Below are 24,682 nucleotides of genomic sequence, written 5' to 3' on the forward strand. Positions count from 1 at the left end.
GCCGGCAGGCCGATGCGCGCCACGGCGGCGTCCAGGTCAGCCTGGGACTGGATGTCGGCGAACTCCGGGGTAGGAATCCCCAGGTCCTTGAACATGCTCTTCTCGAACCAGCGATCGCGAGCGATGCGCAGGGCTTCGGCACTCGGGTAGACCGGCACGAACTGCGAGAGGAAGGCCACGGTTTCCGCCGGCACGCTCTCGAATTCGAAGGTCACCAGGTCCACTTCATCGGCCAGCTGGCGCAGGTGGTCCTGGTCGCCGTAATCGGCCCGCAGGTGTTCCCCCAGAGGGGCGGCACAGGCATCCGGCGCCGGGTCGAGGAAAGCGAAGTTCATTCCCAGCGGAGTACCCGCCAGGGCCAACATGCGGCCCAACTGGCCGCCACCGATTACACCGATCTTCATCGTCAACAACCTCAGGCGACGCGCGGGTCTGGATTGTCCAGGACGCTGTCTGTCTGTTCAGCACGGAATTTTTTCAGCACCGCGTGGAATTGCGGGTGCTTGGCGCCCAGGATGCTCGCCGAGAGCAGGGCGGCGTTGATTGCCCCAGCCTTGCCGATGGCCAGGGTGGCGACCGGAATGCCGGCCGGCATCTGCACGATGGACAGCAGCGAATCCACGCCCGAGAGCATCGACGACTGCACCGGCACGCCCAGCACCGGCAGGTGGGTCTTGGCTGCGCACATGCCCGGCAAGTGCGCCGCGCCGCCGGCACCGGCGATGATCACCTCGATGCCTCGCGCCTCAGCCTCTTCGGCGTACTGGAACAGCAGGTCCGGGGTGCGGTGTGCGGAAACCACCTTCACCTCGTAAGGGATGCCGAGCTTTTCCAGCATATCGGCGGTGTGGCTAAGGGTGGACCAATCGGACTTGGAGCCCATGATCACGCCAACCAGTGCACTCATCGTCGTGCCTCTTCTCTCTGGGCGCCCGCGGGCGCGTCAAAAACAACAAGCCACGCGAAATGCGTGGCTTAAATTGTACGAATTATGGCCAGGCGAACCGGCCGAAGGCCGCGCAGTATACCGAAAAAGCCGCAGCAAACGCACTTTCGCCGACCATCTGTCGAACAAAGTATTTACGCCGCAAAAGCCCGGTTTTATTGACTCCAAGGTCAATCCCGCGCCCTCGTAGGAGCTGGCTTGCCAGCGAAGAGGCCAGCCCTGCAATCATCGCCCTCCCGGCCGACGCCTTCGCCGGCAAGCCGGCTCCTACAAAAACCTGCGCCTATCTCCCGTAGGAGCTGGCTTGCCAGCGAAGAGGCCTGCCCTGCAATCATCGCCATCCCGGCCGACGCCTTCGCCGGCAAGCCGGCTCCTACAAAAAAACCTGCGCCTATCTCCCGTAGGAGCTGGCTTGCCAGCGAAGAGGCCCGCCCCGCGATCACCGCCATCCCGGCCGACGCTTTCGCCGGCAAGCCGGCTCCTACAAAAAACTGCGCCTATCTCCCGTAGGAGCTGGCTTGCCAGCGAAGAGGCCTGCCCTGCAATCATCGCCATCCCGGCCGACGCCTTCGCCGGCAAGCCGGCTCCTACAAAAAACCTGCGCCTATCTCCCGTAGGAGCTGGCTTGCCAGCGAAGAGGCCTGCCCGGCGATCACCACCCTCCCGGCCGACGCCTTCGCCGGCAAGCCGGCTCCTACACGGCCGCGGCTTGGGCGGCGGCGCCTTCCAGCTTGCGCCAGAGCAAGCGCACGTTGGCCTTGCGCACCAGGGCGCAGCGGTACAGGCGGATCTCCAGTGGCACATGCCATTGGGCGCCGCCGCACACCACCAGTTCGCCCCGGGCCAGTTCGGCGCGCACGCTCAGTTGCGGCACCCAGGCAATGCCCAGCCCCTCCAAAGCCATGCTCTTGAGGCTGTCGGCCATGGCGGTTTCATAAACAGTGGTGAAACGCAGGTTGCGCTGGCGCAGCAGCAGGTTCACCGAACGGCCAAGGAAAGCCCCGGCGCTATAGGCCAAGAGCGGCACGCTGGCCTCGCCCTCCAGGTCAAACAGCGGCTTGCCCTGGGCATCGGCGGCGCACACCGGGAGCATCTCGGTGTGCCCTAGGTGCAGCGAGGGGAAGATTTCCGAATCCATCTGCAGGGCGGCGTCCGGGTCGTAGAAGGCCAGCATCAGGTCGCAACCGCCTTCACGCAGGGCATGCACCGCATCGCCGACGTTGGTGGCCACCAGCCGCGTGGCGATGTTCAGCCCTTCGTTGCGCAACTGGGCGATCCAGCGCGGGAAGAAGCCCAGCGCCAGGGAGTGGGCCGCCGCTACCTGCATCACCTCACCCTGCCCGCCTTCCAGGTGGTGCAGGTGGCGCACCACCTCGCCGAGCTGTTCGACCACGGTGCGCGCGGTCACCAGGAACAACTGCCCCGCTGCCGTCAGTTCCACCGGCGTGCGCGAGCGGTTGACCAGGGTCAGGCCCAGGGCCGCTTCCAGGCTGCGGATCCGCCGACTGAACGCCGGCTGGGTCACGAAACGTCGCTCGGCAGCCTGGGAAAAGCTGCGGGTGGCGGCCAGGGCACTGAAATCCTCGAGCCATTTGCTTTCCAGATTCATCACGTCCTCCCGGACACGCACCATTTTAGGTCACACGCTCGCCGGCAACCCGGCGTCACACCGCCATTATGCCGAATATGCATAGCCCAGTGTTTAACAGCATTGGCCCAAAAATTCCCTTCGGCCTAGGATTCGCAGCGTTCCCGGCACAGACCGGGTCCCTACCGAGATGATCTTCGTCATGTCCTCCGCTGCATCATTCCGCACCGAAAAAGACCTGCTTGGCGTACTCGAAGTACCCGCTCAAGCGTATTACGGCATCCAGACCCTGCGAGCGGTGAACAACTTCCGCCTCTCCGGTGTTCCGATTTCGCATTACCCGAAATTGGTGGTCGGTCTGGCAATGGTCAAGCAGGCAGCTGCTGACGCCAACCGCGAGCTGGGTCAGCTCAGCGAAGCCAAGCACGCTGCCATCAGCGAAGCCTGTGCCCGTCTGATCCGCGGCGATTTCCACGATGAGTTCGTGGTGGACATGATTCAAGGCGGCGCTGGCACTTCAACCAACATGAATGCCAACGAAGTCATCGCCAACATCGCGCTGGAGGCCATGGGCCACAGCAAGGGCGAATACCAGTACCTGCACCCGAACAACGACGTGAACATGGCGCAGTCCACCAACGACGCCTACCCGACCGCGATCCGCCTGGGTCTGCTGCTGGGTCACGACGCGCTGCTGGCCAGCCTCGACAGCCTGATCCAGTCGTTCGCCGCCAAAGGCGTCGAGTTCAGCCACGTCTTGAAGATGGGCCGCACCCAGCTGCAAGACGCCGTGCCGATGACCCTCGGCCAGGAATTCCGCGCCTTCGCCACCACTCTGGGTGAAGACCTGGCGCGCCTGAAGACCCTGGCCCCCGAGCTGCTGACCGAAGTCAACCTGGGCGGCACCGCCATTGGTACCGGCATCAACGCCGACCCGCGTTACCAGGCCCTGGCCGTGCAACGCCTGGCCGTCATCAGCGGCCAGCCGGTTGTTCCAGCTGCCGACCTGATCGAAGCCACTTCCGACATGGGCGCCTTCGTGCTGTTCTCCGGCATGCTCAAGCGTACCGCGGTGAAGCTGTCGAAGATCTGCAACGACCTGCGCCTGCTGTCCAGCGGCCCACGCACCGGCATTAACGAAATCAACCTGCCAGCGCGCCAGCCAGGCAGCTCGATCATGCCCGGCAAGGTCAACCCGGTGATCCCGGAAGCCGTGAACCAGGTAGCGTTCCAAGTCATCGGCAACGACCTGGCCCTGACCATGGCGGCCGAAGGCGGCCAGCTGCAACTGAACGTGATGGAGCCGTTGATCGCCTTCAAGATCTTCGACTCGATCCGCCTGCTGCAACGCGCCATGGACATGCTGCGCGAGCACTGCATCACCGGCATCACCGCCAACGAAACCCGTTGCCGCGAACTGGTGGAGCACTCCATCGGCCTGGTCACCGCGCTGAACCCGTACATCGGCTATGAAAACGCCACCCGTATCGCCCGCATCGCCCTGGAAAGTGGCCGTGGCGTACTGGAACTGGTGCGCGAAGAAGGCCTGCTGGACGACGCCATGCTCGATGACATCCTGCGTCCGGAAAACATGATTGCCCCGCGTCTGGTTCCGCTGAAAGCCTAACCACCGCGACACCGAAACACGCAACACCGCTCACCAGGTTGAGGGACTAGACACCTCTCACCTTTTGAGGGCTTGGAGATACGTCTCCAGGCCCTTTTTTTTGGCTCCTCACAAAGTCCCGGAAACCCAGAAGCAAGACCGCCTATTTTTCAGCGCCGCCCCTTGATGGAGCGCCGTGATAGCGCGGAAGCTGTGCACATTTTCGTTTATGACAGACGCAGCGCTGCCCCCTCTCCCCCTTCATCTTTCGAAATGGCGAGCGGGATGGAGAGTGGCGAACGTGTGAATCCAATTAGAACGTATTGGCAAGCCCCCTTCCCGGACCGAGTGCGGGTGACACGCCCCAACACCACAGCGGACGGCTCACACCCACAATCGTCAATCGGTATGCAGCAGACAGTAACGAATAAGTGCCTGCTCGACGCTTTGCTTATCCCGCAGCACCAGCCCAATCACGATCGCCTGATCCGCATCCACGATTTCGTAGAACACCCGGTATCCATCGGTGTTGAGCTCACGGTAATGCAAGATGCCCAAATCGCTTGCTTGAGGGCTGACTGGGTAGCCTAGCGGGGCGGACAAGAGCTTGTCCTGAAGAGCGTCAATCACAGCTTCCAACCGCTCAAAGGCGGACTTAAGGTCGCTATAGTCGGCCAGATGCACAATCTGGTCTTCAATGCTTTGCTGTGCGGTTTCGGTGTAGCGGATTGTCAGAGTTGGCATCTACCCCACCTTTTTTATTTGTGGGCAAACCTCTTGCTTAAGCGGGCCTTCAGCTCATCAGTCGAACAATGCTTGCCTTGGGCGTACTCGCGCGAACTGACTGCGAGCAATTTCACCAACGCCACTGCCTCGTCGCGGCGCTTACGCTCAACGTAAGACTCAACAACGTAAACAGGCACACCGTTTTGCGTGACGACCATTGGTTCCTCTAAAGGCAGGTCGGAGGCATATCGTTTTAAAAAGCTGACCGTTTCAACTCGCATGAGTGAAACCTCCTAAATTTGGCGGCTTGCTCGCCGCCCTGCTACGAACTGACTCTGTGCGACTTCGCCGCTCAGGATGCCTAACGCTCACTATGCAAGATCGCAATCATCCTGCCAGCTTGAACCCTACACTATATTCAGCCCAAATATAGACCGATTATCGAATCCTGATTTCACTGAATATCAAATCATTTCTCTGCTCCTTTAATTGGCCGGTGTGCCGTTTTTTGGCCTGGAAAAAGCCGTGATTTGTCAGGCGATGCCGCCCAGCATCGAAGCGGATTCGCTTTGTTTTGTAGGGCAAATCCGAGAGAATCCTCCACGCCTTTGAGCGCCTTGTACCCCTTCGAACGATCAGGCAGTCTCCCGGTGCCGCTGCAAAATCAGCGGCCCGGATGTGGAAGTTCGGATCTGAGTAAGCATGAGCGCTCATGGGCATGGCTCGACGTATTGTCGTCGGCATCGCTTTATGGCGGTTGTGCGCGGGACACCTTCGGGTGTGCTGGGTTACTCAGTCCCGGTCTTCCACACCCTCGCACAACTGCCACCCCTCATGTGGAAGTGAGCTCGGCAGTCCGTTAACTACTGAGTGAGTGACCGTCATGAAAAAGCTCGTCCCCGATCCACCTTTACCCACCGATCATCCGCGCCGCGATCCGGAGCTGGACCGCGCCAACGCCAACCTGCTGGCCGCCTTGCACGGCACCCGCCATCGCCCCTTCGGCCTGCGCGATGGCCAAGGCCACCCGCTGTTCGCCGTACAGCCCCAGGTCAATGCCGAAGACGCGCTGATGCACGTCTCCCTGCTGCTCAAATGCGCCGAAGAGGTATCCGATGAAATCACCGAACGGGCCAGCGGCATCGAACGCGGGCTGATCTGGTCCATGGTGCACTCGGTTGAAATGGCCCGCGCCGTGGTGGACGCCCTGCTCGACGGTGCCCGCCCAGACCCCGCCTAAACACCGCCCCGTAGGAGCTGGCTTGCCAGCGAAGAGGCCAGCCCGGCCTTCACCACCATCCCGGCCGACGCCTTCGCCGGCAAGCCGGCTCCTACAAACCCAAAACCGCGCAAATCCCGTAGGAGCTGGCTTGCCAGCGAAGAGGCCAGCCCGGCCTTCACCACCATCCCGGCCAACGCCTTCGCCGGCAAGCCGGCTCCTACAAACCTAAAACCGCGCAAATCCCGTAGGAGCTGGCTTGCCAGCGAAGAGGCCAGCCCTGCCTTCACCGCCATCCCGGCCGACGCCTTCGCCGGCAAGCCGGCTCCTACAAACCCAAAACCGTGTAAATCCCGTGGGTGCCGCGATCATCATCGGAGCCTCGTTATAAACCCGCACAACTGCGCGCCCACGGTGGATAATCGCCCCTCTCGAACATCCGCCACTCCCGAGGCAACGCAGTCGATGGACCCGACGCACATCCAGGCCCTGCAACAGCTACGCACCCTGATCCCCATCGGCCTGCGCCACGCCCAGGCCCTGCTCGCCCGCTGCGCAGGCAATCCGCAACAGGCCGCCGAGCTCTACAAATCCGAGTTGCTACAGGTGCTGGTAGAAAAGTCCGGCCTGCCCCAAGAGCAAGCCCGGGAACAGCTGCACGCCGCCGGCTATGACTTGAACCGCGCCCTGCACGCGATTGAAGAAGCGCGCTTCACCCTGACCCAGCGCATCCTGCGCAAGCATCACCGGGACCCGGCTCAGGCCCTGGACCTGATCGCCCAGGCCCTGGAAACCGCCGAGCAGTTGCCACGTCAGTACTGGCTGGATTTCGCACGACTGGAGCAACTGGCCCCGGCCCCGCGCTGCTTCATGATCCTGCACGAGTGGCTGGCCTACGAGGATTGGGAAGGCTTCGACAGCGCCCTGCACTTTCACCTGCCCGAGGCCATCGCCCAGTTGCGCCACCTGCAACTGGATACCCTGGCGGACAGTCTGGAACAGGCCGATCAGCGCCAGCAGCAACTAAGAGCGGCCCATGCCGAAAGCGAAAGCCCCATCGAGCTGGCGCTGCGGGTCAATCAGGACCCGTTCTTCATTAGCTGCCAGGACCGCTTCAGCCAGCAGCGGCCGCAACTCGACGAACACCTGTTCCAATGGGTGGAGCGATACATAGAGCAATTTCCAACCTGAGCAGTGAGTAAAGGTTCGCGCACACGCCGCTGCTACCCGCCCCACAGAAATCGGTAAACTGCCGCCCTCACCGAACACGGACCTCGGATTCAGCCCCCATGGAATTGCACTACCGCATCACCCCTGCCCACACCGAAGCCTGGATTGCCGAACCGCTGAAGCAGGAACTGCTCAAGGGTGATCAGCAGCATGTCCGGGCCATGAGCACATTTGCTCAGTGGCAAGGCCGCTTTATCGGCCTGGTGATGTTCACCCTGTGCCTGCTCGGCGGCTGCCTGTCGATCTATTTCCCGGAGCGACGCCTTACCCCGGAAAAAGTCATCGCCATGGTGCTGTTCGCGTTGATCTTCATCCCCTTGTGGTGGCGCTTTTCCGGGCGCTGGATCAAGCACCTGCAAAACCGAATTGCTGCCACCCCGATCAAACCCCAGGCGCCATTGCGCGGGTTGAGTCAGCACTTGATCGAAACCAGGCTGCGAGTCGTCGAAGGCACCTATTACCTGAACTTCGACCACCAGGGCTTCACCCTGCTCAACGCCCGCGGAGGTCAGAGCAGCCTGGCCTGGGATCAGATCGTACGCGTGCAGGAAATAGCCGATTTCTACCTCGTGGCTGACGCCGATATGGTGCGCCAGGGTACGGCCTGCTTCATCGCCAAACACAGTGACCTGATGCCGGTCGAGGAATACCAGCAAAAGCTGCAGGGGTTTCTGAGCAAATGCCCAGTGGCGCCTTCAGCCAACTGAGCGCACCTCGCAACACCCCCTCGATGCCCCACAAATGGAATTTGCATGCACACATCAGCGTCCCCCCTGCGTCCGGCCCGCACTCTGGCCATCCTCGGCAGCGGCCATGCCCTGCCGCAGCGCGTGGTCACCAGTGCCGAACTGGACAGCCGGCTCGGCCTGGAATCCGGCAGCGTGGCGCGCATCAGCGGTGTGCAGCAGCGCCATGTCGCCGGCCCCGCGGACAACGCCGCCAGCCTCGGTGCCAGTGCTGCACGCCAGGCCCTGCACGCAGCAGGCCTGACGCTTGAACAGCTGGACCTGATCGTCTGCGCCAGCGGCACCATGGACCAGGGCATGCCCTGCAACGCCGCGCTGCTGCAGCGGGAGCTGGGCCTGGGGCAGTCGGGCATTCCGGCCATGGACATCAACGCCAGTTGCCTGGGCTTTATCGCCGCCCTGGACACCCTGTCCTGGCCAATCCAGGCCGGGCATTACCGGCGCGTGCTGCTGGTGTGCGCCGATATCGCCTCCTGCGGCCTGGACTGGCAGCAGGTGGAGGTCAGCGGCATCTTCGGCGACGGCGCGGCGGCGGTGGTGCTGGGGGCCGGTGACGGCGGGCAGAAGATCCTCGCCTCGCGCCTGAAGACCTACGCCGAAGGCGCCGCGCTGTGCCAGATCCCAGCCGGCGGTTCGCGCTTTCATCCGCGGCGCATCGAGGTGCCCTTCGAGCCCCTGACCAGCTTCGCCATGCAGGGCAAAGGGGTGTTCCGCCTCGCCGCCAAGCACCTGCCCGAGCTGATGGACGACCTGCTCCAGCAAGCTGCATTGCCCCTGGAGCGGATCGACTGGGTAATCCCCCATCAGGCCAGCCAGCAGGCCATGCAGCACTCAGCCAAGCGCCTGAGTCTCGGCCCCGAGAAGCTGATCGATATCTTTGCCCGGCACGGCAACCAGGTGGCGGCGTCCCTGCCCACCGCCCTGGACATCGCGGTGCGCGACGGGCGCATTCAACGCGGGCAAACCCTGATGCTGATCGGCACCGGCGCGGGCTTGTCCCTCGGCGGCCTGATCCTGGAGTTCTGATGAAGATCCTGGTCACCGGCGGCACCGGTTTTATTGGCCGGCATCTGGTCTGGAAGCTGGCCGCCGAAGGCTGCGAAGTGCAGTTCAGCGGGCGCAACCCCGAGGCGGCGGCGCAAGTCATCGCCCACAGCCCGGCGCCGGTGCGCTGGCTGCCCCTGGAACACGGCAGCCGCCAGGCCAAACGCCTGCTGACCGACGCCAGCCGCGAGCACGACGCCATCATCCATTGCGCGGCGCTGTCCTCGCCCTGGGGTTCGCCCCAGGCGTTTGCCCGGGCCAACCTCGACTCCACCGCCGAGGTGATCCACGCCTGCCGGGACAACCGCATTGCGCGGCTGATGCACATCTCCACCCCAAGCCTGTACTTCAACTTCAGCGACCGCCTGGGCATCCGCGAAGACCAGCCGCTGCCGCCACCGGTGAACGACTACGCCCGCAGCAAGGCCCAGGCCGAAACCCTGCTGGGCCAAGCCGGCCTGCCGGAATGCGTGATCCTGCGGCCCCGGTCGGTATTCGGCCCCTGGGACGCGACCCTGATGCCGCGTCTGCTGCGGGTGATGCAGCGCGGGGCGATTCCGCTGATGCGCGGCGGCCGGGCCCAGCTGGACCTGACCTGCGTCGACAATCTGGTGCACGCGGTGTGGCTGGCCCTGACCCGGCCCCTGCCGCGCCCGCTGTGCGTCTACAACCTGAGCAACGCCACGCCCCTGGCCTTCAAGGACTTGCTGCAACAGATGGCCGAGCACTTCCAATTGCCACTGCGCACCCGCCGCCTGCCCTGGCCCCTGGTGCACGGCGTGGCACAGTTGCTGGAGCTCAAGGCGCGCCTGGGCAACGGTGCCGAACCCTTGATCACCCGCTATGGCGCAGGCGTCCTGGCCTTCAGCCAGACCCTGGATATCAGCGCCATCCAGCGCGAGCTGGGCTACCACCCGGTGATCAGCCAGGAACAGGGCATCGCCCAGCACGCCCAATGGTGGCTGGCCCAACAGAGGCAACGACCATGAGCCGCCGCGTTAGCTTGAAGATCCTGCGGGCCGGCTGGTGCCAGCATCTGGAATGCATGGCCGACCGCGGCGGGCGCCTGGCGCCGGTGCAGTTTCCGGCCTTGTGCGGGCTGATCCAGCACCCGGACCACGGCTGGATTCTGTACGACACCGGCTACGCCGAGCACTTCTTCCAGGCCACCCGCGCCCTACCCGAACGCCTGTACCGCAGCGCGGTGCCGGTGCAGTTGCCGGTGGTCGAGCAACTGGGCGCGCAGTTGCACGAGCTGGGCATCGGCCCGGGGGATATCCGCCATGTGATCATTTCCCACTTCCACGCCGACCATATCGCCGGCCTGCGGGACTTCAGCAATGCCCGTTTCATCGCCCTGGAGGCCGATTACCAGCATATCGACAACCTGCGCGGCCAGCGTTGGCGCGCCACCCTCGGCGGCCATCTGCCGGGATTGCTGCCGGACGACTTCAGCGCCCGCCTGCGCCTGGCCGACGCCAGCCCCAGCTATGCGCTACCGGGCTGGATGGCGCCCTTCGAGCAGGGCCTGGACCTGTTCGGCGATGGCAGCCTGATCGGCGTGCCGCTGCCGGGGCACAGCGCCGGCCAGTTGGGCCTGTTCATCGCCGACGCTCAGGGGCGGCCGGTATTTCTGGTGGCCGACGCCTGCTGGTCAGTGCCGGCCTGCCGCGCCGAGCGCCTGCCGGCCGCACCGGCGCTGTGGTTTGCCAGCGCCGACCGCCAGCAATACCTGCGCACCTACAGCGGCCTGGGCCAGCTGATCCGCCGGGAACCGGCGGTGGCGGTGCTGCCGTCCCATTGCACCCAGGCCTGGGAGGCGTTCGCCAATGAACAGTGAACGCCTGCTGGGCACCCTGCGCAGCATTGGCTCCTTCGTGTTCAGCCGCTATGCCCTGCGCTTTCGTCGTCGCGAGCGGCTGGAAGCCTGGCAGGCAAGGCGCCTGCGGCACTTCATGGCCAAGGTCATGCCTGGCGGCGAGCGCTTCAGGGGGCTGGTCAACGACGGCCTGCACAGCTTGCCGATCATGGACAAGGCCAGCCTGATGAGCGATTTCGCCGGCTTCAACACCCGTGCCCTGAGCCTGGAACAGGTGCTGCCGGTGGCCTTGCAAGCCGAGCACTCCCGGGACTTCAGCCCGACCCTGGGGGACATCACCGTAGGCCTGTCCAGCGGCACTTCGGGGGCCCAGGGGGTGTTCCTGGTCAGCAGCGCGGAACGCCAGCGCTGGGCCGGTATCCTGTTGGCGCGAACCCTGCCCCGGGCCCTGCTGCCACGGTTGCTGTGCCCCTGGCTGGCGCCGCTGCGCATCGCCTTTTTCCTGCGGGCCAACAGCCGCCTGTACACCACCCTGGCCAGCCGTCGCATCGACTTCGCCTTTCATGACCTGACCCTGGGCCTGGGCGCCTCCCTGGAGCGCCTGAATCAGCACAACCCCGACGTGCTGGTGGCCCCGGCCACGGTGCTGCGCGGGTTGGCCCAGGCGGCCCTGGCCGGGCAGCTGACGATCCGCCCACGGCACATCCTGTCGGTGGCCGAAGTGCTGGAAAGCACTGACGCCGAGGTGGTGCAGCAGGCCTTCGGCCTCAAGCCCCAGCAGATCTATCAGGCCAGCGAGGGCTTTCTTGGCTACACCTGCGAGGCCGGCACCCTGCACCTGAATGAAAGCCACCTGCACATCGAACCGCAGTGGCTGGACCCGGAACGCACGCGCTTTCAGCCGATCATCACCGACTTTTCCCGGCGTACGCAGTTGATCGTGCGTTATCGCCTCAATGACATCTTGCGGGTGGCCAGCGCGCCCTGCCCCTGCGGCCGCGCGGAGCGGGCGATTGCCGCCGTGGAGGGCCGCGCCGACGAGATCCTCTGGCTGCCAAGGCTCGACGGCCAGCAACTGGCACCGCTCTACCCCGATGTGTTGCGCCGCGCCTTGCTGATGCTCGGGGCGACGCTTGAGGAATATCAAATCCACCAGCGCGGGCTGCTCTGGCAGGCCAACCTGCGCACCTCGGGCGACTACCCCGCCCTGTGCCAACGCTTGACCGAGGCCCTGAGCGCACTCTGCGCGCAACAGGGGCTGCAGACGCCGAGCCTGAGCTTCGGCCACTGGCAGGCCCCTCCCCCCCAAACGAAAAGACGCCGCCTGCTGATGCTGCAACTACCCGAGGGACTGCCATGCGTGTATTGATTCTCGGCGCCCGGGCCCCGGCCTGCCTCGAATGGGCCCGGGCGTTCAAGCAAGCCGGCTGGACGGTGACCGTGGCCGATTCCCTGGCCCAGCCCCTGAGCCGTTTCAGCCGCGCCGCCGAACACTTCGTGCGCCTGCCGGAACCCCGGCACGATCCCCAGGCCTGGATCGAGGCCCTGGCCGTGGTCATCCGCCAGCAGGCCATCGACCTGCTGCTGCCCACCTGCGAAGAGGTGTTCTACCTGGCCCACGGCCTGGAACGCCTGCGGCCTTTGTGCCGGGTGTTCACCAGCGATTTCGAGCTGCTGCACCGCCTGCACCACAAGGGCGACTTCGCGGCCATGACCCAGGGCTGGGCCGTGGCCGCACCGCCGACCCAGGTGCTGCATGACCCGGCCGCGTTGCAGGCCCTGGCCGCCGAACACGATGCCCTGGTGTTCAAGCCGGCCTATTCGCGTTTCGCCTCCCAGACCCTGATCCGCCCGAGCCCGGCGCAACTGACCAAGGTCCGACCCAGCGCCGAGGCCCCCTGGGTGGCCCAGCGCTTTGTCCCCGGCCAGGAATACTGCAGCTTCAGCGTGCTGGTGGACGGCCAGTTGCGCGCCCACAGCAGCTACCAGCCGCGCTACCGGGTTGGGCGCGGCTCGGGGATCTACTTCCACAGCTGCGCCCCGGCGCCGATCCGCGCCTTCCTGGAGCAGTTCGGCCAGGCCACCGGCTACACCGGGCAAGTGGGCTTTGATTTCATCGAGGACCAGCACGGGCGCTTCCATGTCCTGGAGTGCAACCCCAGGGCCACCAGCGGCGTGCACCTGTTCGACGACCAGCGCGAACAACTGGTGGCGGCGCTGGGCATTGAGGCCGGCACAGCACTGCAGGCCACCCTGGAACCGCGGATGATCGCCCTGGCCATGCTGCTTCTGGCGGCGCCGCAACGGGCCTTGAGCCGCACGTTCTGGCACGACTACCGGCAAGCCCGGGACGTGATCGTCCAGGACGGCGACCGCGGCCCCCTCACCGCCCAGGTACTGAGCCTGGCGGAAATCATCGGCCGCGCCCTGACCCGCCGCTGCGGGCTGCTGGCCGCCTCCACCGCCGATATCGAGTGGAACGGCCAACCCCTGGAGGCGCCGCGCCCATGAAGCTGTTGCTGCCCGAACAACTGGCCCAGCAGCCACCCGGCGCCGACGACAGCCACGCCCGGCATTACGTGCGCACCTGCGCCGGTGGCGAGCTGATCGGCAACGTCAGCACCGCCCTGGCCCTGCTGGACACCGGCCGCCAGCAGTTCCCGGTGAGCATCAACCATGGCCACGACCCTGTGGATAACTGCTACGTGGTGTCGCCGCAGACCGCCTACAGCGGCTATGCCCGGGAAGAGCTGCAACGCCTGAAGCGACCCTGGCTGGCCTGGCCACTGAAGCTGCTGACCCAGGGCGTCGACCGGCTGCTGAGCGCGGCCAAGGTCGATCGCCTGGTGCAGGTCAACAACTGGCTGCTGTCCACCAACCTCTACCCGGCCGACTGGGATGGCGCGGATCTGCCGGCGATCACCGAGCTGCTGCGCCGGGAGTTTCCCGACCACGGCTTCGGCTTCCGCTCCCTCAACGACTTCAGCAACCTGGAACTGCGCAAGCGCCTGCAAGCCCTGGGCTACCTGGCCATTCCCAGCCGCCAGGTGTACCTGTTCGACGGGCGCGACGGCGAGGACTCGGCCTTCCTGCGCCATCACAACACCCGCATGGACGCCACCCTGCTGCGCCGCAGCCCTTATACGGTGGTGCCCGGCAGCGAGCTGAACGAGGCCGACTTCCAGCGCATCGAACAGCTGTACAACCTGCTCTACCTGGACAAGTACAGCCGCCTCAACCCCCACTACAGCGCCCAATGGCTGCAACGCGGGCAGGCCGAGGGCTGGCTGGAAGTGCGCGCCCTGCGCAACGCCGAAGGGCGCATCGACGGCGCCCTGGGCTGGTTCGCCAACAGCGCCCTGATCAGCACCCCCATCGTCGGCTATGACACCGCCCTGCCTCAGCGCGCCGGCCTGTACCGGCAACTGACAAGACTGTGCCTGCAAGAAGCGGTGAACCGCCGCCAGGTGCTCAACTTCAGCTCCGGCGCCGCCGCCTTCAAGCGCCTGCGGGGCGGTGAGCCAGAGATCGAATACAGCCTGATCCACGTCGCCCACCTGCCCTGGTCGCGAAGGCTGGTGTGGCAATTGATGGGCCTGCTGCTGCAACGGATCGGCGTACCACTGATGAGGAAGCTCAAACTGTGAACAGTCACTCGGGCTGGTGGCCCGTCGCCCTGAGCCGGCAACTGCAACGCCAACCCCTGGCCTGCACCCTGCACGGCGTGCCGCTGGTGCTGTTCCGCGATGCCGAAGGCACCCCCTCCGTGCTGCCGGACCGCTGCCCCCATCGCTTTGCGCCCCTGAGCGCCGGCCGGGTGCGCGACGGAGCGATCCAGTGCCCCTACCACGGCTGGCGTTTCGACTCCCAGGGCCGCTGCACGCACCTGCCCGGCCAGGAGCAGCAACGCTGCAGCCAGCCGTTGCTGCAACCCTTGCACAGCTGCGAAGCCCAGGGGCTGGTGTGGGCCAGCCTTGCCGCCGAACCACCGAGCACCGCTCCGGTGGCCGCCGCCGAACAGTCCCAGGCCCTGGACGTGTTCTGGATCAGCGACCGGGTGCGCTGCACCTTGCAGGACGCCGCGGAGAACTTCCTCGACGGCTTCCACACCCACTTCGTGCACGCCGGCTGGATTCGCCACGACCGCCAGCGCCAGCGTATTCGCGCCTGGGTGCATCAGTTGGAGGATGGGGTTGAAGCGCAGTACAGCGAAGAAGGCACCCAATCCGGGCTGATATCCCGGCTGTTCGAAGGCGAACGCGGCATCAGCATGGGGCGCTTCCGCCTGCCCGGGCTGGCGGAAATCGAATACCGCGACCGCCAGGGCCGGCTCAACCTGCTGGTCAGCGCCTGGCTGAGCCCGGCCGCCGAGGGCGAACTGCGCCTGTTCGCGCGCATCGCCACCGCCCGCGGCCGCACGCCGGGCTGGCTCAAGCGTGGCGTGCTGCAGCCCTTGTTCAAGGTGATCCTCAAGCAGGACCGGCAGATCCTGGAGAAAGTCAGCGCCAACCAGCAGCGCTTCGCCCGGGTGCCGCTGCGCTGGCAGCGGCCAAGCCCTTTGGACAGTTCGCTGGATCTGCTGGGGCCGTGGATTCGCCAGTTGCTGGAACAGGGTGAGTTGCAGGGCTTCCAGGAGCGGCATGAGGAGTTTCTGCTCTGAAAGGTAGGGGGGGCTTGCCGGCGATGGCGGTCTTGAGGGCCCTTCGCTGGCGAGCCAGCTCCTACAGCTGGCAGGGGGATCGGGAGGAGTCTGTAGGAGCCGGCTTGCCGGCGATGGCGATCTTGCGGGCCCCTTCGCTGGCAAGCCAGCTCCTACAGCTGGCAGGGGGATCGGGGGGAGTCTGTAGGAGCCGGCTTGCCGGCGAAGGCGATCTTGCGGGCCCCTTCGCTGGCAAGCCAGCTCCTACAGCTGGCAGGGAGATCGGGGGGAGTCTGTAGGAGCCGGCTTGCCGGCGATGGCGGTCTTGCGGGCCTCTTCGCTGGCAAGCCAGCTCCTACAGCTGGCAGGGGGATCGGGGGGAGATGGGGTTCTCGGGACGCCTGTTCGCGGGGGTTTGCGGGCCAGGACAAGAACCGATTCAGCCTGCCGCCCAGCCTGCCGTTCCTCGGCTCGACGCACTATATGCAGACGGCGAGCCCGTGCACCGGTATAGTGCGCCCCCTCTTCACGTGGACAGCCGTCGGTAACGAGGCTCAATCCCACGGGAAACCCGAACTAATAACAACCCGCGAATAGAGAACCGGGACGAACAATCGCCCCACCGCTTTGCCGTGCGTGCAATCAGCGGTGTAACAGAATGTTTCTGTCCGCTCTGCTTTTGCCTACACAAAAAACAGCGAGGAATAATCCATGCTCGAAGTCATCAACGACTTCCTCTCAGGGAAAGTGCTGATCGTGCTCATCGTCGGGCTCGGCAGCTACTTCACGATCCGCTCGCGTTTCGTTCAATTGCGCCACTTCCTCCACATGTTCGCGGTGTTCCGCGACAGCCTGAAAAGCACCGGCGGCCAGCTCAGCTCGTTCCAGGCGCTGATGCTCAGCCTCGCCGGCCGAGTGGGAGCAGGCAACATCGCCGGCGTCGGCATCGCCGTAACCCTGGGCGGCCCTGGCGCGGTGTTCTGGATGTGGGTGACCGCACTGGTCGGCATGTCCAGCAGCTTCTTCGAGTGCACCCTGGCCCAGGTCTACAAGCGCGCCGACGGCGACGGCCTGTACCGCGGCGGCCCGGCCTACTACATCCAGCACGGCCTGAAGCTCAAGGGCATGGCGGTGTTGTTCTCGATCCTGCTGCTGGTCACCTACGGCTTCGCCTTCATCGGCCTGCAGTCCTACACCGTGACGCACTCGCTGCAGGACGCCTTCGCCTTCGCCCCTAGCCACACCGGTATTGTCCTGGCGGCGCTGCTGGCGATCACCTTCATCGGCGGCATCAAGCGCATCGCCGCGGTGTCCGACCTGCTGGTCCCGGTCAAGACCCTGGCCTACATCGCCGTGACCCTGTACGTGATCGGCACCCAGATCGAACAAGTGCCGGCCATGCTGGAGACCATCATCAAGAGCGCCTTCGGCCTCGATCCGGCCTTCGGCGGCCTGCTCGGCAGCGCCATCGTCATGGGCGTGAAGCGCGGCGTGTTCGCCAACGAAGCGGGCCTGGGCAGTGCGCCGAACGTCGCCGCCGTGGCCGCTGTGAAGCACCCGGGCGCCCAGGGCGTGGTCCAGGCCTTCAGCGTGTTCCTCGACACCTTCGTGATCTGCACCTGCACCGCGCTGCTGATCCTGCTGTCCGGCTTCTACACCCCGGGCTTCGAAGGCGACGGCATCGTCCTGACCCAGAACTCGCTGGCCGCCGTGGTCGGTGACTGGGGTCGCCTGTTCGTCAGCGTCGCGCTGTCGCTGTTCGTCTTCACCTGCATCCTCTACAACTACTACCTGGGCGAGAACAGCCTGCAGTTCCTCACCCGCAACCGCACCGTGCTGATGCTGTTCCGCGGCCTGGTACTGGCGCTGGTGGTATGGGGTTCGATGCAGGACCTTTCGACCGTGTTCGCCTTCGCCGACATCACCATGACCTGCCTGGCCTTCGTCAACCTGGTGGCCCTGGCCATGCTGTTCAAGGTCGGCCTGCGGGTGATGCGCGACTACGACGAGCAGCGCCGCGCCGGCGTCGCCCAGCCAGTGTTCGACTCGCGCAAATTCGCCGATCTGGACCTGGACCTGAAGGCCTGGCCTGCCGAACCTTCGGCCACCGCCCAGGCCGAGCCGCAAGGCGTGCCCGCAGCGCAACGCTGACGGGTAAACGACGGGCGCATCCTCTGCATCCGTCGGTTACAGTTCGATAAATGTGGGGGCGGCCTTGCCCGCTCCCACAGGAACTCACCGTTTCGGAGAATCCCATGAACCCTTCGACCTACCCTGCCGCCCAGCACGTCATGGTGCTCTACACCGGTGGCACCATCGGCATGCAGGCCAGCGCCGACGGCCTGGCCCCGGCGTCCGGCTTCGACGTGCGGATGCGCGCCTACCTCGACAGCCAGCCCGAACTGGTGGTGCCGGCCTGGCGCTTTCGCGAGATGGCGCCGCTGATCGACAGCGCCAACATGACCCCCGACTACTGGCAGCGCCTGCGTGAAGCGGTGGTCGAGGCCGTCGAGGTACAGGGCTGCGACAGCGTGCTGATCCTGCACGGCACCGACACCCTGGCCTACAGCGCCGCGGCCATGAGCTTCCAGCTGCTGGGCCTGCCGGCGCGGGTGGTCTTCACCGGTTCGATGCTGCCGGCCGGGGTGCCCGACAGCGATGCCTGGGAAAACCTCAGTGGTGCCCTGCTGGCCCTGGGCCAGGGCCTGGCACCGGGGGTGCACCTGTACTTCCACGGCGAGCTGCTGGCACCGACCCGCTGCGCGAAGATCCGCAGTTTCGGCCGGCACCCGTTCGCCGCCCTGAAGCGCAATGGCGGCGCGGCCAGGGCCGAGGCGATTCCTGCCGGGCTGGATTACCGCCAAGCCAGGCAACTGGCCAAGGTCGGCGTGCTGCCGCTGTTCCCCGGCATCGGTGCCGAACTGCTGGACGGCGTGCTAGGCAGCGGAATCCAGGCTCTGGTCCTGGAGTGCTTCGGCAGCGGCACCGGGCCCAGCGACAACCCGGCCTTCCTCGCCAGCCTCAAGCGCGCCCATGAGCGCGGGGTCGTGGTGGTAGCCGTGACCCAGTGCCATGAAGGCGGTGTCGAGCTGGACATCTACGAAGCCGGCAGCCGCCTGCGCGGCGTGGGCGTGCTGTCCGGTGGCGGCATGACCCGCGAGGCGGCGTTCGGCAAGCTCAACGCCCTGCTCGGCGCGGGCCTGGAAACCGCCGAAGTGCGGCGCCTGGTGGAATTGGACCTGTGTGGCGAGCTGAGCTGAAGCTCGCGCTCGGGAGCCGGCAGCTACTGCGGTAGCCGCCGGCTCGACGACAAGCAGGGGATGGCGCTCGGGTTACTTCTTGACCGAGTAATCCTGGCCCCAGACCCGCACCGAACTCGAACTCTCGATCGGCCCTTCAAACACGAACTTCTGCCGCACGGCCGCCTTGGCCGGGATGGTGACTTCGTCCGGGTTGTCGAGGCTGGCCGTCAGGTTGTTGGCGTAACCGTCCTGGTCGATCGCCAGCAGGGCGCCGGTCTGCTTGAGGTTGATCAGCCGCAACTGGCTGTCGCTGCTGTTCTTGAAACCCAGGGTGACGTTGAAGCTGTCGCCGACGGCTTCGGTCTTCAATACCTGGACATCGACGCGGCCTTTCATTTGCTCACGGGAGGAAATGATCGAGGCACCGTCGACGCCTTGCGCCGATTGGCGACCATCGAGCACACCTTCGCTGACGCCGCCCAAGAGGTTCTTGCCTGCCGAAATGGCTGACGAGACGGCTGACTTGGCAGAGTCCTTGAGGGTGCTTTCGCTGCCTGGCTCAGCCTCGGCCAGGCACAGCGAACTCAGGAGCAAGCCGGACAGCAGAAGCAGGGAACGCGCAGGGATGAGGGTCATACATAATCCTTTATCGGGGTTGCTGCACCGCCACCTCAGGCGGTGAATGGCAGGCAGGTTGCACCAATCAAAGCGCCAAGTCACTAGCCACACAACCCCCGGAATGCCGCCTGCAGCAGGCCGGCAAACCACAGGTCCGAGCGCGGGCGGCATGCAACTTGCTCCGGTTAAGGGTCTTTCCCAGGCTGGAATCTGCGCATGCTGCACTCGCACCTCACCACCCTCAATGCGGTTTCACTGGTGCTCAACACCTTCAAGGAACAGGGCCAGGACGGCGACACGCTGTTGGCCGGCAGCGGTATAAACCCCGCCGACCTGAGCCGCGCCGACACTCGCATCACCACCAACCAGGAGATGCTGGTGTGCGCCAATGCCGTGGCCCTGCAACGGGACATCGGCCTGGAACTGGGCCGGCGGATGCACGTGTCCTCCTACGGCATGCTCGGCTATGCCCTGCTCACCAGTGCCACCTTAGGTGACGCTTTGCGCCTGGCGCTGCGCTATCCGGCGCTGATGGGAACACTTTTCGAACTGAGCCTGGAAACCGACGGCGCGCGCATCTGGCTGACCGCCGCCGACTACCGCGAATGCCCGGCACTGGCGGCGTTCAACACCGAGTTCTGCCTGGTGTCGATGAAGGTCATCTGCGACGACCTGCTGGGCCACCCCTTGCCGCTGCTGGGCGCGCGCTTCGACTACCCGGCGCCGGACTATCAACAGCACTACCGCGAACCCTTCGACTGCCCGCTGCAGTTCGACGCCCGCAGCAACGCCTTCGCCTTCGACCAGCGCTGGCTCGACCAGCCCCTGCCCCTGGCGGATGTGATCACCCATCAGGCCATGGCCGAACGCTGCCGCAAGCAGAACACCGAGTTCACCGGGCGCCAGGCCTGGCTGGGGCGTATCCGCCAGTTGCTGGCGGCGCAGCTGGACGCCGCGCCGGGGCTGGAGGGGCTGGCGGAACAGATGAACTGCTCGGCCCGGACCCTGCGCCGCCACCTGCGGGACCTGGGTTGCAGCTATCAGGAGCTGCTGGACGAACTGCGTTTCGAACGGGCCAAGCAGATGCTCTGCGAAGACCAACTGCCCATCTACCGCATCGCCGAGGCCCTGGGCTTCAGCGAAACCGCGAGTTTTCGCCATGCCTTCATCCGCTGGAGCGGCGTGGCGCCGAGCCAGTTCCGGCCCTGAGACAAACCCCGGCACAAAGCCGCCGATTGCATTACATTGCCGACCTTTCTACCGGCAAGGGACTGCAACGTTGAACTTATCCACACGCGCCATCGCCCGACATGTCGGCATCCGCGGGGTTTGCCTGGCGCTGGCGCTGCTGGCCGGCGCACCTGCCGCCCAGGCCTTCGACCTATGGAAGATCCGCTGGTGGGAAATGCAGCGCGACATCCTCCTGGACGATCCGGAAACCGCCACGCTGCAACTCGAACCATTCGCCATGCCCGGGCTGGCCCAGACACCGGCACGGGTGATCCTCAGCCAATACCGCGGGCTGTTCTATCTCAATGGCTACGGGGATTCGCAGTACCGACAGCGGGTCTACAAATCGCCGCCTCTGCCACTGTTCAGCACCCAGGAACTGCAGGCCTGTGTACCAGAGCAACGCCCGGTTGAAGCCACGGACAACTGGCCGAAGAGCCACCAGCTGGAATCAGCCCTGAGTCTGAGCAAACTGAGTTTCGACTGCCAGAGCCCGGAATGGCAGCTCAGCAATCGCTACCTGCTGGTGGACAACCGTGACCCCTTGCGGCCGTTGCTGGCCATCGGTCATCGCCAGGGCGAGGCGCAGATTGACTTCATCCCGCTGCAACCGATCGGCCCCGAGCTGCAGCAGCAATGGCTACAAGCCCTGCGCAAGTATCCCCAGTTGCTCGAGCCGTTCAATGCCAGCACTGGCCAACTGATGATCAAGCCCTATGCCGCGGCATCAACTGCGGACCAGGCCTGGACCGAATTTCGCCAACTGCACGCACAATTGCGCGCTGCCAAGGACAAGGCCCCGGGCATCGCCCAGGTCGAAGACTTCTTCACCCGCCATGACTTTCGCGCTATCGCCCCCGAGCGCAGTGCCTACCCCGGCCTGCTCAACGACATCGCCTATTGGGCCACCGAGGCTGGCCAGTTGCAGAGCGCCCGGCCCTGGCTGGCGTACGTACTACGCCGCGAACCTGGGCGCATCCCCACCTATCTGAACCTGGCGGATCTGGATTGGCGCCTGTACCAACAGGAACCCGCGAACTCCAGGCACCTGGGCCGGGCCATGGAGAACTATCGGCTGTACTGCGGGCTACGCCTGCAGCGCCAGCTCGGGGTTCCCGCCAGGGTCACCCAGCGCCTGGGGCTGGAAACGGCCAGCGAACAGGCCTGCCAGGGCTCCTGGCCACTGGTGGTAGCCGTGGACCAAGGCGACGCGGCCGAAGTCCGGCGCCTGCTGCACAACGGCCTGCGTGGCGACGTCATAGGCACCGATGGGCGCCCGGCACTGTTGCACGCGTTGGATAAACCAGACCTGGACATCGCCCGACTGTTGCTGGCCCATGGCGCCCGCCCCGATGGCCAATACAACGGCCGCACCCAGGTGGTCCTGGCCATGCGCCGCGACCTCAAGGACAACCCGGACCTGAACCAGGCCACACGCCTCAATTTCCTGCTGCAAGCCGGCGCGGCAATCGATGAGCAGGATATCCAGGGCGGCACCGCACTGCAGGAAATGGCCAAGGAGCGCGATGATATCGAGCGCTTCAACTGGCTGCTGCAACACCCACAGAACCTCGACAAACGCAGCGGGCCGGACGCCGTAACGGCGCTGTACCTGGCGCTCAAGGCGGGCAACTACGCCGCTGCCAGGCAACTGATAGCAGCCGGCGCCGACCTTAACCTGGGTTATGGCCGCTATGTTTGCGACAAGCAGCCCACCCGCGAAAGCCTGCTGATGATCGTCGCCGAACAGGGCTCGCCCGAGGTCATCAATCCCTGGGTCAGCCAGCAAGAGAGCCTGGACATGTTCACCCTGCTTCTGCAGCGTGGCGCCGATCCCAACGTCGGCCGCTACTGCCGGAACAACGGCTACACCTGGCTGCTGGAGATCATCGCCCGGCGCAAGCGCGACGACATGCTCAAGGTGCTGCAAGGCTTTGCGCCGCCACCGCCCGCGACGGCGTTTCGTCTTTGAGGCGCGGTGCCGAGCCTGTTTCAGGCCCGAGACAAAGCCCGGCAAAAAACCACCGATTGCATTACATTGCCGAGCTTTCTACCGGCAAGGGACTGCAACGTTGAACCTCTTCTCAAGCGCCATCGCCCGGCGCATCAGGATGCGCGGGCTTGGCCTGGCGTTGGCGCTGCTGGCTGGCGCCCCCGTCGCCCAGGCCTTCGATCCGGACCTGGCCGGGATCAAATGGTCGGGGGCGGTCCGCCACTTCGTCATCGACTACCCGGAAACCGCCACCCTGCAGCTCCAGCCGTTCCCCCTGCCGGGCCTGGCGCGGGTGCCGGCGCGGATCATCCTGACCCAGTATCGCGGGCTGTTCTACCTCAACGCCTATCAGGACCTGGACTACCAGCAGCGGGTCTACAAGTCGCCGCCGATTGCCCTGTTCAGCCCCAAAGAGCTGCGGGCTTGCGTGTCTCCGGAGAACCCGGTGCGGGTCACCGACCACTGGCCCACCAGCAATACCCTGGCCCCCGGCATCAGTCTGACGCCCCTGGACTTCGACTGCTCGGTGCCAGCCGATTGGCAACTGAGCCAACGCTACCTGCTGATCGACCAGCGCGATCCGCAGCACCCGCTGCTGGCCATCAGTCACCGCCAGGACCTGACCCAGATGGATTTCACCCCGCTGCAACCCATCAGCGAGGAAACCGGAGCGCAATGGTTGCAGGCCCTGCAGACATTCCCAGCGTGGTTCCGCCCCTTCACCCACGGCAGCGGGCCGCTCACCCTCAACGCCTATGTACCCGCGCAGGCCCCGGATCCGGACAGCGTCTGGAAGCAGTTTCGCGCGCTGCACGAACAGTTGCGCATCGCCAAGGACAAGCAGCCGGGCCTCTTCGAGGTGGAGGACTTCTTCGTCGAGCATGACTTTCGCAGCATCGCCACCGACCGCCGTGAATACCCCCACCTGCTCAATGACATCGCCTACTGGGCCAGCGAGGCCGGCCAGCTGCGCACTGCCCGCCCCTGGCTCAAGGAAGTGCTGCGCCGCGATCCCGGGCGCATGCCGACCTATCTCAACCTGGCGGACCTGGACTGGGCGATCTACCAGCTACGAACCTTGGACAACATCCACCAGGGCCGGGCCATCGAGGGTTACCGGGTGTATTGCGGCCTGCGCCTGCAACGCCAGATGAGCATCCCGCCGCGGGTGCTGCAGCGCCTGGGCCTGAACGCCGCCAATCCCCAGGCCTGCCAGGCCTTCTGGCCGCTGGTGGACGCCGTGGATGCCGGCGACCTGGCCGAGGTGCAGCGCCTGCTGGCCACGGGCATCAGCGGCGAGGTCATGGCCGACGATGGCCGCAGCGCCCTGTTGCACGCCCTGGACGCACCAAGCCTGGACATCGCCCGGCTGCTGCTGGAACACGGCGCCCACACCCGTGGCCTGTACAACTGGACCACCCTGGCGACCCTGGCCATGCGCCGCGACCTCGGCGACAGCCCCGACCTGAGCCAGGGCGGGCGTTTGAAGTTCCTCATCGACGCCGGGGTGGCCATCGACGAGCCGGACAGCCAGGGCCAGACGCCGCTGATGCAGATGGCCGAGCACAAGCGCAGCCTGCAAGGCTTCAGCTGGCTGATGCAGTACCCGCAAAACCTCGACCTGCGCAAAACCGAGGATGGCGAAACCGCGCTGTACCGGGCGTTCTCGGGCAACAACTACGTGGCCATGAGGCAGTTGATAGAGGCTGGCGCCAACCTCAACCTGAGCTACGGCCGTGGCACCTGCTACAACCAGCCGGTGGGCGAAAGCCTGCTGACCCTGGTGGCCGACAAGACCTCCGCCGACGACAAGGCGCCCTACGTCAGCCAGCAGGACACCCTGGCGCTGTTCAGCCTGCTGCTGGAAAAAGGCGCCGACCCGAATATCGGCCAGCACTGCGAGAAGAAGGGCTACACGCTATTGCTCGAAGCCATCGCCCGGAAAAAACGCGAGGACATGCGCAAGGTCCTGCAACGCTACGTTCCCACCCCAGCCGTCGGTTGAAGTCGATGGCGCCCCGCAACGGGGCGCCACG

Annotated in this window: 21 protein-coding genes and 1 pseudogene; 16 read left to right on the forward strand and 6 right to left on the reverse strand. The window is 65.4% G+C overall.

Going from position 1 to position 24,682, the window contains the following annotated elements; translation table 11 throughout:
- The 3 genes and pseudogenes from U873_RS0128630 to U873_RS0128645 form a co-directional block, all read right to left on the reverse strand.
- Positions 1 to 404, reverse strand: a pseudogene (locus tag U873_RS0128630) (5-(carboxyamino)imidazole ribonucleotide synthase); the annotation flags it as partial.
- Positions 405 to 415: 11 nt separating this feature from the next.
- On the reverse strand, positions 416 to 907 hold the full coding sequence (gene purE, locus U873_RS0128635) for a 5-(carboxyamino)imidazole ribonucleotide mutase (RefSeq protein WP_016967060.1): 492 nt from the start codon (positions 905 to 907) through the stop codon (positions 416 to 418).
- A gap of 733 nt (positions 908 to 1,640) precedes the next feature.
- Complete coding sequence (locus U873_RS0128645; RefSeq protein WP_025131509.1) at positions 1,641 to 2,555, reverse strand: LysR substrate-binding domain-containing protein; 915 nt, start codon at positions 2,553 to 2,555, stop codon at positions 1,641 to 1,643.
- 181 nt (positions 2,556 to 2,736) lie between these two features.
- On the opposite strand from U873_RS0128645, the gene aspA reads away from it, so the two are divergent.
- The gene (aspA, locus tag U873_RS0128650; RefSeq protein ID WP_025131510.1) at positions 2,737 to 4,161 is read left to right on the forward strand and encodes an aspartate ammonia-lyase; all 1,425 of its coding nucleotides are present in this window, start codon (positions 2,737 to 2,739) and stop codon (positions 4,159 to 4,161) included.
- A 378-nt stretch (positions 4,162 to 4,539) separates the two neighbouring features.
- Here aspA and U873_RS0128655 read toward each other — a convergent pair whose 3' ends face one another.
- Positions 4,540 to 4,884 (reverse strand): type II toxin-antitoxin system RelE/ParE family toxin, encoded by a 345-nt coding sequence (locus U873_RS0128655; protein ID WP_025131511.1) that lies wholly within the window; start codon positions 4,882 to 4,884, stop codon positions 4,540 to 4,542.
- A 14-nt stretch (positions 4,885 to 4,898) separates the two neighbouring features.
- A complete protein-coding gene (locus U873_RS0128660) occupies positions 4,899 to 5,147 on the reverse strand; it encodes a prevent-host-death protein (RefSeq protein ID WP_025131512.1) in 249 nt (82 codons plus the stop codon).
- Between the two features lie 602 nt (positions 5,148 to 5,749).
- Between U873_RS0128660 and U873_RS0128665 the strand changes: the two genes are divergently transcribed.
- From U873_RS0128665 to U873_RS0128725, 12 genes are all read left to right on the forward strand, one after another.
- Positions 5,750 to 6,106, forward strand: coding sequence for a DUF6124 family protein (locus U873_RS0128665; RefSeq protein WP_025131513.1), 357 nt, complete (start codon positions 5,750 to 5,752; stop codon positions 6,104 to 6,106).
- A 444-nt stretch (positions 6,107 to 6,550) separates the two neighbouring features.
- On the forward strand, positions 6,551 to 7,276 hold the full coding sequence (locus U873_RS0128675) for a hypothetical protein (RefSeq protein ID WP_025131515.1): 726 nt from the start codon (positions 6,551 to 6,553) through the stop codon (positions 7,274 to 7,276).
- Between the two features lie 98 nt (positions 7,277 to 7,374).
- Entirely contained in the window at positions 7,375 to 8,022 is a 648-nt protein-coding gene (locus U873_RS0128680; protein ID WP_025131516.1) for a hypothetical protein, read from the forward strand.
- A gap of 45 nt (positions 8,023 to 8,067) precedes the next feature.
- Positions 8,068 to 9,087: a beta-ketoacyl-ACP synthase 3 gene (locus tag U873_RS0128685; RefSeq protein WP_025131517.1), complete on the forward strand. Its 1,020-nt coding sequence runs from the start codon at positions 8,068 to 8,070 to the stop codon at positions 9,085 to 9,087.
- Entirely contained in the window at positions 9,087 to 10,094 is a 1,008-nt protein-coding gene (locus tag U873_RS0128690) for an NAD(P)-dependent oxidoreductase (RefSeq protein WP_025131518.1), read from the forward strand. The genes U873_RS0128685 and U873_RS0128690 overlap by 1 nt, the downstream gene beginning before the upstream one ends.
- Complete coding sequence (locus U873_RS0128695; protein ID WP_025131519.1) at positions 10,091 to 10,945, forward strand: MBL fold metallo-hydrolase; 855 nt, start codon at positions 10,091 to 10,093, stop codon at positions 10,943 to 10,945. The genes U873_RS0128690 and U873_RS0128695 overlap by 4 nt, the downstream gene beginning before the upstream one ends.
- Positions 10,935 to 12,293, forward strand: coding sequence for a F390 synthetase-related protein (locus U873_RS0128700; RefSeq protein WP_025131520.1), 1,359 nt, complete (start codon positions 10,935 to 10,937; stop codon positions 12,291 to 12,293). The genes U873_RS0128695 and U873_RS0128700 overlap by 11 nt, the downstream gene beginning before the upstream one ends.
- Complete coding sequence (locus tag U873_RS0128705; RefSeq protein ID WP_025131521.1) at positions 12,281 to 13,435, forward strand: hypothetical protein; 1,155 nt, start codon at positions 12,281 to 12,283, stop codon at positions 13,433 to 13,435. The genes U873_RS0128700 and U873_RS0128705 overlap by 13 nt, the downstream gene beginning before the upstream one ends.
- The gene (locus tag U873_RS0128710; protein WP_025131522.1) at positions 13,432 to 14,571 is read left to right on the forward strand and encodes a hypothetical protein; all 1,140 of its coding nucleotides are present in this window, start codon (positions 13,432 to 13,434) and stop codon (positions 14,569 to 14,571) included. Before U873_RS0128705 ends, U873_RS0128710 begins: the two co-directional genes overlap by 4 nt.
- Positions 14,568 to 15,584, forward strand: coding sequence for an aromatic ring-hydroxylating dioxygenase subunit alpha (locus tag U873_RS0128715; RefSeq protein WP_025131523.1), 1,017 nt, complete (start codon positions 14,568 to 14,570; stop codon positions 15,582 to 15,584). The genes U873_RS0128710 and U873_RS0128715 overlap by 4 nt, the downstream gene beginning before the upstream one ends.
- Positions 15,585 to 16,274: 690 nt before the next feature.
- Positions 16,275 to 17,714, forward strand: a complete 1,440-nt coding sequence (locus U873_RS0128720; RefSeq protein WP_025131524.1) for a sodium:alanine symporter family protein — start codon at positions 16,275 to 16,277, stop codon at positions 17,712 to 17,714.
- Positions 17,715 to 17,818: 104 nt separating this feature from the next.
- Complete coding sequence (locus U873_RS0128725) at positions 17,819 to 18,823, forward strand: asparaginase (RefSeq protein ID WP_025131525.1); 1,005 nt, start codon at positions 17,819 to 17,821, stop codon at positions 18,821 to 18,823.
- A 72-nt stretch (positions 18,824 to 18,895) separates the two neighbouring features.
- On the opposite strand, the gene U873_RS34570 is transcribed toward U873_RS0128725, so the two are convergent.
- The gene (locus U873_RS34570) at positions 18,896 to 19,441 is read right to left on the reverse strand and encodes a hypothetical protein (protein ID WP_025131526.1); all 546 of its coding nucleotides are present in this window, start codon (positions 19,439 to 19,441) and stop codon (positions 18,896 to 18,898) included.
- Between the two features lie 198 nt (positions 19,442 to 19,639).
- Between U873_RS34570 and U873_RS0128735 the strand changes: the two genes are divergently transcribed.
- The 3 genes from U873_RS0128735 to U873_RS0128745 all read left to right on the forward strand — a co-directional run bounded on the left by U873_RS0128735 (position 19,640) and on the right by U873_RS0128745 (position 24,651).
- Positions 19,640 to 20,632: an AraC family transcriptional regulator gene (locus U873_RS0128735; protein WP_025131527.1), complete on the forward strand. Its 993-nt coding sequence runs from the start codon at positions 19,640 to 19,642 to the stop codon at positions 20,630 to 20,632.
- A 70-nt stretch (positions 20,633 to 20,702) separates the two neighbouring features.
- On the forward strand, positions 20,703 to 22,625 hold the full coding sequence (locus U873_RS37025; protein WP_025131528.1) for an ankyrin repeat domain-containing protein: 1,923 nt from the start codon (positions 20,703 to 20,705) through the stop codon (positions 22,623 to 22,625).
- 100 nt (positions 22,626 to 22,725) lie between these two features.
- On the forward strand, positions 22,726 to 24,651 hold the full coding sequence (locus U873_RS0128745) for an ankyrin repeat domain-containing protein (protein WP_025131529.1): 1,926 nt from the start codon (positions 22,726 to 22,728) through the stop codon (positions 24,649 to 24,651).
- Positions 24,652 to 24,682: the final 31 nt, after the last annotated feature.

The sequence above is a fragment of the Pseudomonas sp. PH1b genome (assembly GCF_000633395.1).
In the GTDB taxonomy this organism is placed as follows: domain Bacteria; phylum Pseudomonadota; class Gammaproteobacteria; order Pseudomonadales; family Pseudomonadaceae; genus Aquipseudomonas.

Excerpts from the sequence above, each read along its gene's own strand:
- U873_RS0128720 (WP_025131524.1), top strand. The coding sequence starts at position 16,275 with ATGCTCGAAGTCATCAACGACTTCCTCTCAGGGAAAGTGCTGATCGTG.
- U873_RS0128725 (WP_025131525.1), top strand. The coding sequence starts at position 17,819 with ATGAACCCTTCGACCTACCCTGCCGCCCAGCACGTCATGGTGCTCTAC.
- U873_RS0128690 (WP_025131518.1), top strand. The coding sequence starts at position 9,087 with ATGAAGATCCTGGTCACCGGCGGCACCGGTTTTATTGGCCGGCATCTG.
- U873_RS0128675 (WP_025131515.1), top strand. The coding sequence starts at position 6,551 with ATGGACCCGACGCACATCCAGGCCCTGCAACAGCTACGCACCCTGATC.
- U873_RS0128735 (WP_025131527.1), top strand. The coding sequence starts at position 19,640 with ATGCTGCACTCGCACCTCACCACCCTCAATGCGGTTTCACTGGTGCTC.
- U873_RS0128695 (WP_025131519.1), top strand. The coding sequence starts at position 10,091 with ATGAGCCGCCGCGTTAGCTTGAAGATCCTGCGGGCCGGCTGGTGCCAG.
- U873_RS0128685 (WP_025131517.1), top strand. The coding sequence starts at position 8,068 with ATGCACACATCAGCGTCCCCCCTGCGTCCGGCCCGCACTCTGGCCATC.
- purE (WP_016967060.1), bottom strand. The coding sequence starts at position 907 with ATGAGTGCACTGGTTGGCGTGATCATGGGCTCCAAGTCCGATTGGTCC.
- U873_RS0128660 (WP_025131512.1), bottom strand. The coding sequence starts at position 5,147 with ATGCGAGTTGAAACGGTCAGCTTTTTAAAACGATATGCCTCCGACCTG.
- U873_RS0128710 (WP_025131522.1), top strand. The coding sequence starts at position 13,432 with ATGAAGCTGTTGCTGCCCGAACAACTGGCCCAGCAGCCACCCGGCGCC.
- U873_RS0128700 (WP_025131520.1), top strand. The coding sequence starts at position 10,935 with ATGAACAGTGAACGCCTGCTGGGCACCCTGCGCAGCATTGGCTCCTTC.
- U873_RS0128680 (WP_025131516.1), top strand. The coding sequence starts at position 7,375 with ATGGAATTGCACTACCGCATCACCCCTGCCCACACCGAAGCCTGGATT.
- U873_RS0128665 (WP_025131513.1), top strand. The coding sequence starts at position 5,750 with ATGAAAAAGCTCGTCCCCGATCCACCTTTACCCACCGATCATCCGCGC.
- U873_RS0128645 (WP_025131509.1), bottom strand. The coding sequence starts at position 2,555 with ATGAATCTGGAAAGCAAATGGCTCGAGGATTTCAGTGCCCTGGCCGCC.
- U873_RS0128705 (WP_025131521.1), top strand. The coding sequence starts at position 12,281 with ATGCGTGTATTGATTCTCGGCGCCCGGGCCCCGGCCTGCCTCGAATGG.
- U873_RS0128655 (WP_025131511.1), bottom strand. The coding sequence starts at position 4,884 with ATGCCAACTCTGACAATCCGCTACACCGAAACCGCACAGCAAAGCATT.
- U873_RS34570 (WP_025131526.1), bottom strand. The coding sequence starts at position 19,441 with ATGACCCTCATCCCTGCGCGTTCCCTGCTTCTGCTGTCCGGCTTGCTC.
- aspA (WP_025131510.1), top strand. The coding sequence starts at position 2,737 with ATGTCCTCCGCTGCATCATTCCGCACCGAAAAAGACCTGCTTGGCGTA.